General features: G+C 49.7%; 8 protein-coding genes. 3 read left to right on the top strand and 5 right to left on the bottom strand.

The window, feature by feature from the left end:
* Nucleotides 1-179 precede the first annotated feature (179 nt).
* Nucleotides 180-1889 (top strand): arylsulfatase, encoded by a 1710-nt coding sequence (locus Q0294_RS15120; protein ID WP_299467110.1) that lies wholly within the window; start codon nucleotides 180-182, stop codon nucleotides 1887-1889.
* A 33-nt stretch (nucleotides 1890-1922) separates the two neighbouring features.
* Here Q0294_RS15120 and Q0294_RS15115 read toward each other — a convergent pair whose 3' ends face one another.
* Complete coding sequence (locus Q0294_RS15115; RefSeq protein ID WP_299467108.1) at nucleotides 1923-2744, bottom strand: glycosyltransferase family 2 protein; 822 nt, start codon at nucleotides 2742-2744, stop codon at nucleotides 1923-1925.
* A gap of 7 nt (nucleotides 2745-2751) precedes the next feature.
* Complete coding sequence (locus tag Q0294_RS15110) at nucleotides 2752-3510, bottom strand: glycosyltransferase family 2 protein (protein WP_299467105.1); 759 nt, start codon at nucleotides 3508-3510, stop codon at nucleotides 2752-2754.
* A gap of 205 nt (nucleotides 3511-3715) precedes the next feature.
* On the opposite strand from Q0294_RS15110, the gene Q0294_RS15105 reads away from it, so the two are divergent.
* Nucleotides 3716-4465, top strand: a complete 750-nt coding sequence (locus tag Q0294_RS15105; RefSeq protein WP_299467103.1) for a hypothetical protein — start codon at nucleotides 3716-3718, stop codon at nucleotides 4463-4465.
* Between the two features lie 107 nt (nucleotides 4466-4572).
* Nucleotides 4573-5832, top strand: coding sequence for a glycosyltransferase family 87 protein (locus Q0294_RS15100; protein ID WP_299467101.1), 1260 nt, complete (start codon nucleotides 4573-4575; stop codon nucleotides 5830-5832).
* An 8-nt stretch (nucleotides 5833-5840) separates the two neighbouring features.
* Here Q0294_RS15100 and waaF read toward each other — a convergent pair whose 3' ends face one another.
* The 3 genes from waaF to Q0294_RS15085 all read right to left on the bottom strand — a co-directional run bounded on the left by waaF (nucleotide 5841) and on the right by Q0294_RS15085 (nucleotide 10067).
* Nucleotides 5841-6905, bottom strand: a complete 1065-nt coding sequence (gene waaF / locus Q0294_RS15095) for a lipopolysaccharide heptosyltransferase II (protein WP_299467099.1) — start codon at nucleotides 6903-6905, stop codon at nucleotides 5841-5843.
* Nucleotides 6902-8449: a bifunctional heptose 7-phosphate kinase/heptose 1-phosphate adenyltransferase gene (locus Q0294_RS15090; protein ID WP_299467097.1), complete on the bottom strand. Its 1548-nt coding sequence runs from the start codon at nucleotides 8447-8449 to the stop codon at nucleotides 6902-6904. The genes waaF and Q0294_RS15090 overlap by 4 nt, the downstream gene beginning before the upstream one ends.
* A gap of 229 nt (nucleotides 8450-8678) precedes the next feature.
* Nucleotides 8679-10067, bottom strand: coding sequence for a nucleotide pyrophosphatase/phosphodiesterase family protein (locus Q0294_RS15085; protein WP_299467095.1), 1389 nt, complete (start codon nucleotides 10065-10067; stop codon nucleotides 8679-8681).
* Nucleotides 10068-10230 lie beyond the last annotated feature (163 nt).

Here is a 10230-nt window from a genome sequence, read left to right as displayed (position 1 = left end):
TTTCCATCAGATCATTTTTTAAACAAAAACAAGTTTCCCAAAATCGATTTATATCTGAATCACTCCGAAGATCAAAACACTTTGACGAGTAGGCTATGCGACCAATTCTGCACCTTATGACCTTCATCTCGCTGTTATTGGTCACCTTGACTGACTGCCTTGCTGAGAATCCTGCAGCGGTGAAACCGAATATTGTTCTGGTCATTACCGATGACCAGGGATACGGGGATATTGCCGCACATGGCAATCAGATGATCAAAACACCGAACCTGGATCAGCTGTATCAAAAAAGTCTGCGATTAACGAACTTCCATGTTGATCCCACCTGTGCACCAACGCGGTCTGCGTTGATGACAGGCCGCTATTCAACCCGCACTGGCGTCTGGCATACTATCATGGGACGTTCCCTGATGGATACCAATGAAGTCACAATGGCAGAAGTTCTCAAGAGCAACGGATACCAGACCGGCTTGTTTGGAAAATGGCATCTGGGTGATAATTACCCGTTGCGGCCACAGGATCAGGGATTCGAAACGGTCGTTCAACATGGTGGTGGAGGTGTGGGACAAACTCCCGATGACTGGCAAAATGATTATTTTGACGATACCTATCTCCGACTGGGAAAGCCGGAAAAATTCAAGGGTTATTGCACGGACATCTGGTTTGATGAAGCGCTGAAATTTATCGACGCCAACAAGTCAAAACCCTTTTTCGCCTACATCTCTACCAATGCGCCTCACGGCCCTTATCTGGTTGATAAAAAATACAGCGAGCCTTACGCCGACAAAGGTGTCGCTGGCAATATGGCTCCCTTTTATGGCATGATTACTAACGTCGACGAAAACATGGGACGATTGCTCAGTCGCCTGAAAGAATGGAATCTGGAAGAGAATACCATTCTAATCTTCATGACAGACAATGGCACTGCAGCCGGCGTTCAACGACCGGATCAAAAAGACCTTTCCAAAAAACAGCAACGCCGTCTTTCCAAAGGCAAGCCGGTCACCATTGACATCTGGCCCGGCTTCAACGCGGGCATGCGCGGCACAAAAGGTTCTGCGTATGACGGGGGGCACCGGGTTCCCTGTTACATCTATTGGCCGGGTGGAAAACTCACCGGTGGACGAGACGTCAATCAGTTAACTGCCCATATCGATCTGCTTCCAACGCTGGCCGAGTTGTGCGGTCTCACCATTTCCAGCGAACTCAAACTGGATGGCACAAGCCTCGTTCCGATCCTGAACGGGAAAAAAGAGGCCTTGCGCAACCGCACCCTGGTTGTTCACTCGCAGCGGATCGAATCTCCTGAAAAATGGAGAAAAAGTTCTGTCATGACCGAACGCTGGAGACTGGTTGGTCAAAATGAATTGTATGATATTCTGTCGGATCCGGGACAAACCAAAAACGTCGCTGCCGAGTATGCCGGCGTGGTTAAATATCTCACCGCCGAGTATGAAAAATGGTGGAACAGTCTGACTCCCCAGTTCAGTCGTTATGTCGCGATTGGCATTGGTTCGAAGGCGGAAAACCCTTCACATCTGACCTGCCATGATTGGCATGCCCCCATTGAACAAGTACCCTGGAATCATCAATTGATCGCCAAAAACCCGATCGCAAATGGATTTTGGATCGTGGATATTGCAGAACCGGGCACCTATGAAATTACGTTACGCTGCCGCCCTGAATCGGCCTATCACCCACTGAAAAAAGGGATCGCCCGCATTCAAATCGGAGATCAGAAGCAGGAGCAAAACGTGGCAGAAGGCGATCTGTCGACGACGTTCACCATCGAGCTGCCACGCGGGCAGAAAAAACTGCAAACCTGGCTGGATGAAGGAAATGGTGTGACGCGCGGGGCATTCTTCGTCGAAATTTTCCGGAAAGAATAGTTCGAAATTATATTTCCGATTCGCCTTTTCAGTTCAAACAGAGGAAGCCTGTGCGATACCGACTCTGGCCTGAATGCGGTCTGTCTCAATCAACTGCTGCAAACGCCGTTGATTCTCTTCCAGTTGGTCACGTGAGTTTTCCGGATGCCACAAGTGAAACACGGGAGCAGCAAAACGGGCATCTTTGTGGTAGATACCGTTTCTGATCAAACGCAGTACGAGATCAGAGTCTTCCATGCCCCAGCCGGTGTAATCTTCATCAAAACCATTCACGGCCAGAAGATCATCCTTCCAGGCGGAAAGGTTGCAGGTTTTCGCCCCTTCCCATTCTTTCGCCAGACGATGGCGATACCAGCGTCCCCAAGGAATCCTGAATAATGGTGAGAGACGGTTAATCTGTTTGTGTTGCCGGGCGCGGAGCCATTGACGCCAGTTCCAGGTATGAAGCGGCGTCTTTTCCCGGAGCACTTCCTGCGAGAAGTTTTGCGAGCATAAAACCCGATTGCCCGACAGGAACCAGCCTCGTTCAGCCAGACGATGATGCTGCTGCAAAAACCAGGGCGCAGGAATACAATCTCCGTCTGTGAAAACAATGTAATCTGCTTCCGAATTCTGAATCGCCCGATTCCGAATTGCGCCCGCGCGAAAGCCCTGATCTGCGTGCCAGACATGTTTCACTGGAAAAGGAGCCTGTTCGCGAAAGACATCAATGACAGCTCGTGTTTCCTCTGTTGATCCGTCGTCGGCAATAATCAATTCGGCGGGAGGCCGCTGTTGAGCGAGATAACCGGCTAACACGACCTCCAACGCAGCAGGCCAGTTATAAGTCGTAATGATGACAGCTAATCCAGCCATGAAATAATCAGATTTCTTCCTGATGCTCGCGATTAATGACCATCAGTTTCAGATAACGATAATAGGTGCCTTCTGCATTCGAGACCGCCAGCATAAAGCCTTCCCGGCCATCCAGAAAACCCGCGCGAAAGAAATAAGTCCGGATGAACGTCCACAGTCCGTGGAAAATTGCCGTTGTCAGCCCGGCTTTCTGTTTTTCCTCGGCCATCATTTTCGCACCCGCGGAAGAGTAGGAATTCATGGTGTTAAGGATTTGCTCCAGAGTCAGCAACGATTCATGAATGATGGGCTCTTTCAATTTCCCAATTTTGCCTTCCACGAGAACTCGCTCGTGAACCAGATCGTCGCTGAATTTTGCTTTGCCCCTTCGAAAGAGTCGCACGACACGGTCGGGCCACCAGCCACTGTGTTTCATATAACGGCCACAGTAATTGGATCGGCGCGGCATTGTGTGGGCGTCGTACCGCCCCGGCACCTGGATGCAGCGTTTGATCTCGGTTTGCAGGTCATATGAAATCCGCTCGTCGGCATCAATCGAGAGGACCCAGTCTTTTGTGGCGTATTGTAAAGCGCGATTTTTCTGCGGGCCGAAACCGGGCCAATCCATTTCATAGACTTTGTCTGTATATTCTCTGCAGATCGCGACAGTCTGATCTGTGCTGCCGGAATCCAGAACAATAATTTCATCCGCCCAGACAACCGAAGCCAGACACTCCCGGATCGATGACTCTTCATTTTTTACAATGATAATTACTGATAACGACATAAAGCTGACTTTTAAAGAATATGCAACGCATAACAGGAGAGTTGGACTATTTTCAAGATTGTCAACCGCGCGCGTTCCTGTTAAAAGAGGAGACTTGATCCATTCAAATTATGATCAACGACTCTGTTTCCATCAAGATTGCCAAGAGTTTGGCAGGATTCTGCCGTCTCGAAAAGGGCAATCAACAAAAACATGAAAAGCCCCGGTGAAATTGTCCGATTCCCATTTCGAAGAAAATGCCTGCTTCAAATTATTCGATGACAGTGCCACTTATACGACAATTCGCTGTCTCAAAGAAGAAGACTTACGTTCCGTATGGCTGATCGATATTCCCGGTCGTGGTCTGACAACACTCAAGCGTTGGCCGATCACCTGGAAACTTCGCTGGAAATCACTGTTCAACCAGTCTCAACCCCAACGTCAACTGACCGGTGCCTGGAAACTATTGACCGCAGGTGTAAATACACCTCAACCTGTGACCCCCGTCTATCAATCGGATCATTATTTCCAATTGGAAATGCCTTTTATCGATGGTTCCACGGCATGGGACCTGCTGAAATCCGATACAAACTGCTCACACGCGGAACAATGTTTGATTGCGAAAGAACTCGGTAAGATCGTCCGCCGTCTGGCGAGATCGCAATTACGTCATCGCGATTTGAAACTGGAAAACGTGGTCGTCAAGCCAGCCTGCGATTCGCAGGCACAGCCCACGTTGTGGCTCATTGACCCTGTTGGCATACGCACCTGCCATTCTCCACTCTATGCCATCGTCTGTATGCTCGACCGTCTGGCAATTCAGCCGATCCATGAAAAGAAAACCCTCCCTGTCTCCCTTCAGGTCATTTGTATACGCAATGCCATTGAAACATTTTCTCGCAAACAGCGAAAAACATTCTTTCGGATGTTAAAAAAACAGCTGCAAAATTCGACTCATCAAGCTGCCGTTGAATGATTGATCTTGCCCCAATCAGCTAAAAGCAATAAAAACACAGTCTGTTTTATGCTTCCGATATCATCCCTCCGTCTTTCCATGTAAGACACTCATTCATCAGGTCTGGCATGCATCAATTCTCACAAAGTCCCTTGAATTTTAAATTCCCACTGGTTGTGGAAACATCCGGCGCGATCTGGCTCAAAAGAGCTTTGATTTTATGGGCAGTACTCTGGATTGCTGTCAGCGTGAAATTCGTTCTTCAACCTGAGAATAAATCCGTTTATCCCTGCTTTGCCGACTCCTCAATCAACTGGTGGGCCGACCGCAGTCTGTACGATAATGAAATTCAGAAAACCGGCTTTCGTTATAGCCCGACATTTGCGTTAGCTTTTACTCCCTTTGCCATCCTGCCTGCGACATTCGGCGGCATGCTGTGGTCTGCACTCAATATCGCACTGCTTGTTTATGCGCTGCGATTGCTGGTCAAAGAAATTTTTCCGGGCGACTGGTCGAAGTTCCAGGAAGCCTGCTTCCTGATACTGACACTGGCCGGTTCCGCGCGCGCCATCTGGTCGGCTCAAAGCAATTCGCTCGTTTTCGCACTGGCTGTTTTCGCTGTTGTTTCCCTTAAGAAAGAACGCTGGTGGGCCGCTGCCTTTATTCTGGCTGCTGCCGTGCATATCAAACTCTGGCCGGCCGCTTTGGCCCTGTTATTAATGGCCCGGTTTCCCCGACAACTGACAGGTCGCTTTGCTGCCGCTTGTGCTCTGTTATTCATCCCCCCTTTCTTTACGCGTCCTTTACCAGTCGTCATGCAACAGTATCAGGACTGGTATGCCTTATTAACGGGCCCCTACCGGACACTCAGACAAGCAGGCTTGCGGGATGCTTATACGCTCGCCGAACACTTTGGAACCTATGTGGATGACCGCGTTTATACACTCATGCAACTGGGAATGGCCGGACTGGCTTTATTGTGGTGTCTCAGACTGGCTAAAATAGCCACTTCCACTGAAGCCTATTTTACAGGTGTGCTCACGACCTGGGTTTGCTGGCAATTGATGGTCGGTCCCGGAACAGAAAGACTGACATTCCTGCTGGCTGCCCCGATTGCGAGTTGGGCTCTGATTGTCAGCTTGAAAGAACACTGCCACCCCCTGCTGGCATCTCTCGCCTGGCTCACGCTGATTCCATTGGGTACCGGCGGAGTCGAACGCCTGCTCCTGCCAATCGCGGTCTGGTCTCCTGCGATTTTACCTGCGGGAATCATTCCTCTCATGGCCTGGCAGATAATCTATTTTGAGAGTCGGGCCGAGCCGGGTCTGGAAAATCTGGAGATCAAATCCGGCAATTTATCGGTCCAGGATTCATCCTGGGCTGCCTGAATTGATTTTCAGGCGGCTTGTTCCCGTTGCTGCTTTAAGAGGGACACGACTGCCTGAAATACCTGATTGGCTTTAAGGTCTTTCATACAGCGATGATGTCCCAGAGGGCAAACACGTTGCTGACAGGGCCCGCAATCCAGATCAAGCTGTAAATGCTGACCACGTTCATAAAACGTTTCACTCCACAAAATGTGTGTGGGTCCAAACAGAGTCACGACCGGCACCTGAAAAGGAGCTGCAAAATGCCGGGGGCCCGAATCGGTTGTGACCAGCAATTCGGCCTGCTGAATCGCAGCTTTAGTGAGCCCTAAATGGAGTGGTTCTGCTGCCAGGGATTTGACCAATGGATGGTCGGCCTGTTTGACAATCTGCAATGCCTCTGCTTTTTCAGCCGGTCCGCAGACGACTAAAACAGACCGCTGAAGCTCTGAGGCAATTCGGTGAGCGAGCTCAGCAAAATGCTCAGTCGGCCAATGCTTGGCGGCGCCAAATGCACCACCAGGATTCAGACAAATGAGAGATCGGTTTTTGAATTCAACAGACTGTCTTTCCAGAAACGAGCTCCAGCGTTTCTGGTCGGCATCCGTTACTGCCAGTTCCGTTGAACGGGATAAAGCCGGCGAGACTTCTGATTCCGTTTTACCTTTTTCAATCAGATAAGCGGCGATCCGCAAGTATTCGTCAATCGCGGGATGGGGTTCCAGTTTGTCTTTGGCTGGAAGTGCATCAGTCAACAACCAGCCTCGTCCGTCACGATTAATGCCGACTCGCCTTGGAATTCCTGCCAGAAATGAGAGCCAGGCACTACGAAATGAATTGGGAAACAGAACTGCCAGATCGAACCGCTCGCGCCTCAGCTGCTTCACAAATTGAAAACGAGAAACGAGATTTTGCTGACCAGACAAGGAGATCTTGCGATCAACAAAATTCAGTCCGTCCAGAACGTCTGCGACATAAGGCTTCTGAAGCGTCACAATTTCTGCGTCCGTAAACTGGTGACGAATTGCCCGAAGCGCAGGTGTTGCCATTACGGCATCACCGATCCAATTTGGTAAAAAAACAGCAATTTTCATCCGGCTTTTCGTTTCGGAGGTTCAATGGGAGAATTGGGTGAAGATGCAGCAGATTCATTTTCCTGCTGATTGCTGCGGATGATTCCAAGAACTTGTGTGGTGGAAATACCAGGCGTGATTCCAAGCGCTTTGACCTGGCCTCCATAAGACTCAACCATTTCCCAACCTACAATCTCTTCTTTTTTGTACGTGCCCCCTTTCACCAGCAGATCGGGCTTCAGTGCACGGACTAACTCACAGGGTGTGGATTCATCAAAGATGACAACATAATCAATGCCTTCCAAGGCAGCCAACATGGAAGCACGATGAGCTTGTCCAAAGATGGGGCGGTCCGAACCTTTGTTTAAGGAGCGTACGCTATTGTCACTATTGACGGCCACAATCAGACAATCCCCTTCGGCGGCCGCCTGCTCCAGATAGGTCACATGCCCTACATGCATCACATCGAAACAGCCGTTTGTCAAAACCACTTTCTGCCCCAGTTTCTGACGCGCCATCACGTGTCGCTTCAGTTCTTCCAGTGGCAATACTTTTTCGCTGGTCGCACGCGAACCCATCAGCAGGTCGGCAATCATTTCCTCACGGCTGATCGAGACCACACCAATCTGTTCGACCTCCAGACCGCCGGCAACATTCGCCAGACGGGCCAGATCAACGGGATCGAATCGGGCAGCACTACCCACGCCGATCATCGCCAGCACCATATCTCCGGCACCGGTAATGTCATACACTTCTCGTTTACGCGTTGGCAGCAGCTTTGTAAAACCATCGGCCTTCGTCAAAGCAATTCCATCGCTGTCGAGTGTGACAAACACATACTCCAGATTCAGCTCGTGGCATAACTGCAGACCGGCGCGAAAGGCATCCTCTTGTGATCTCACATCAAAGCCAACTGCTCGGGACGTTTCCAATCTGTTAGGCGTGATTGCCGTTGCGCCGGAATAGATCTGATAATCCCTTCCCGGACAGGGATCAACGATGACAGGGACGCCGACCCTTCGCGCTTCTTCCAATACACGCGCCAGAACCTCGGGAGTGCAGACTCCTTTAGCATAATCGCTCACCAGAATTGCCTGGTGGTCTGAAATAACCGGCAGAATCTGATTGAGCAATGCTTCCGACGTGGGTTGATCCAGCGGAGTATTTACTTCGCGATCAACACGCAGAATCTGATGAGGGTGCCTCTGTTGTGCGCGCCCCATGAAGCGTTGTTTGACAGTGGTAGGACGGCTGGCATCATTAATCATCGCCGAACAATCGACGCCTCTCTCGATGAGCGCCTCTCGGATCACGGCGCCATCCAGGTCGCTGCCGATTACCCCCGCCATTGTTACCTCAGACTCAAGACCAATCAGCATATTGGCAACATTCGCGGCACCTCCCAGACGAACTTCCTGAGTATCTTCCCGTAACAGAATCACAGGCGCTTCCTGACTGATGCGTTCTGCATTTCCCCAGATATATCGATCCAGGATCAAATCGCCCAGGACCAGAATTTTGGGGTGCCCTAATTTTTGAATGGTATTGATTAAATGATAAGACATAAATCAGACGTTTCAGATATTGATATAAACCCAGTTCAGTTAATGCGATCTGCTATTCTCACAGGCGGCAGAATCATCATCAGAATGCAGATTTGAGTCAATGCCGATTCTGTAAAGATGGGTAACCTGAACGGTGCTGGGGCCAAATATTTCGGAATTGCCCGTTCTCAGATTAAGATACGGCAAATGCTACGTTAGCAGGGAACTCAGGAACCAGGATTGGGAACGATTATTTTCCGAACTGCAACTCCAGCAGTAGGTCTTTGACAGCCGTCATCGGAATCTGATCTCGCTCGATGGATCGAGAAGAGCTGATAAACACAGGCGATTCTGACTCTTCTTTGCCCGGCGTGGGTAATCGACCATGACTGCCTTTGACAAGCCGCGCATCCAGACTGGTCAGATCCATATAGTAGCGAAAACCCAGTTTTTTCTGGGCCAGTCTGTGGGCAATTCGTAATTTCGGAAATCGTATTTTCGGATCAACGAACAGTTCAACCGGATCATATCCCGGTTTGCGATGAATATCGACAGTCCGCGCATAGTCGGGGGCAACTCGATCATCTAACCAGAAATAATATGTAAACCAGGCCCCGGGAGCTGCTACCACCACAAGTTCTCCAGACCGCTCATGATCGATGCCAAATTCGGCTTGCTGCCTGCGATCAAGTACCATTTCAATGCCGTCTTCAACTTCGAGCGCAGATTTGACAGCAGTGATTTGAGCCGGGTTCTGGACGTAAACATGAGCAATCTGATGATCGGCAACAGCAAATGCACTCGAAGCACCACAGTCCAGAGTTTCCCAGCCCAGGGCCTCTTTCCTGACCCGCAACCACCCCCGTTCTCTTAAAATCCGATTAAGATGCACAGGCTTGGAAACATCAGTAATGGCATACTCGGAGAGCACGACGACATCAGCGCCAGCCGTTTGAGCGACTTCAATCAAGCGGCCTGCTTCCCGATCAATGTCCCGAATATCCTGATCAATGGCAAGATCACTCACTCCCAGGCGCTGCAGGTTATAATCGAGATGAGGTAGATAAACTAAGGTGAGGTTCGGTTTCTTCTCCCGAAAGACTTTGATTGAGGCATCTACAATCCAGCGCGAACTGGAGATGTCCGCGCCAGGTCCCCAGAACCGCAATAAAGGAAACACGCCTAACTCTGACTGTAATTCGTCTTTCAGACTTTCAGGTTGGCTATAAGAATCAAAGACCTTTCTGCCATCAGCCGGATAACTGGGACGCGGAGTGACAGACCAGTCTACAGGAGCATACATGTTATACCACCAGAACAATTTCGCAGTGGTGTAAGCAGGGTCTCTGAGTTTTGCCGCTTCGTAAACCTTCTCACCTTGCACGAGTTTATTTGACTGCTTCCAGAACATCACTTCAGACAGCTCACGGAAATACCAGCCATTGGCTACAACTCCATGCTCGCGAGGCATCAGCCCAGTCAGGAGTGTCGACTGGGCGGAACAGGTTACCGCAGGTAATATTGTTCCCATCGGTCTGGAAAACCCGTCATTTGCAAGACGCATTAAGTGCGGCGTCCGTTCTCCCAACATTTCATGGGTGAGCCCTACAACATTAATGACTACCAAAGGTTTGGCCATAAGAGCTCGCCATCACTGAAGGTGTTAATAATAAAGAACTTATGATATTTTCTATTTCTCAAGCTTAGTCAATACGAACCCAAAATGGAAGCAAAGCTAATCGTTACGATTGACTTACAAATGTTTTAATAATTTTGGCGGAAAGTACTGAGATAGACAGTTA

The organism is uncultured Gimesia sp., assembly GCF_937919775.1.
In the GTDB taxonomy this organism is placed as follows: Bacteria; Planctomycetota; Planctomycetia; order Planctomycetales; family Planctomycetaceae; genus Gimesia.
The sequence above is the reverse complement of the archived record's forward strand: the minus strand, read 5'-3'. Positions and strand labels throughout refer to the sequence as shown.

Excerpts from the sequence above, each read along its gene's own strand:
- Q0294_RS15115 (WP_299467108.1), bottom strand. The coding sequence starts at position 2,744 with ATGGCTGGATTAGCTGTCATCATTACGACTTATAACTGGCCTGCTGCG.
- Q0294_RS15110 (WP_299467105.1), bottom strand. The coding sequence starts at position 3,510 with ATGTCGTTATCAGTAATTATCATTGTAAAAAATGAAGAGTCATCGATC.
- Q0294_RS15100 (WP_299467101.1), top strand. The coding sequence starts at position 4,573 with ATGCATCAATTCTCACAAAGTCCCTTGAATTTTAAATTCCCACTGGTT.
- waaF (WP_299467099.1), bottom strand. The coding sequence starts at position 6,905 with ATGAAAATTGCTGTTTTTTTACCAAATTGGATCGGTGATGCCGTAATG.
- Q0294_RS15090 (WP_299467097.1), bottom strand. The coding sequence starts at position 8,449 with ATGTCTTATCATTTAATCAATACCATTCAAAAATTAGGGCACCCCAAA.
- Q0294_RS15085 (WP_299467095.1), bottom strand. The coding sequence starts at position 10,067 with ATGGCCAAACCTTTGGTAGTCATTAATGTTGTAGGGCTCACCCATGAA.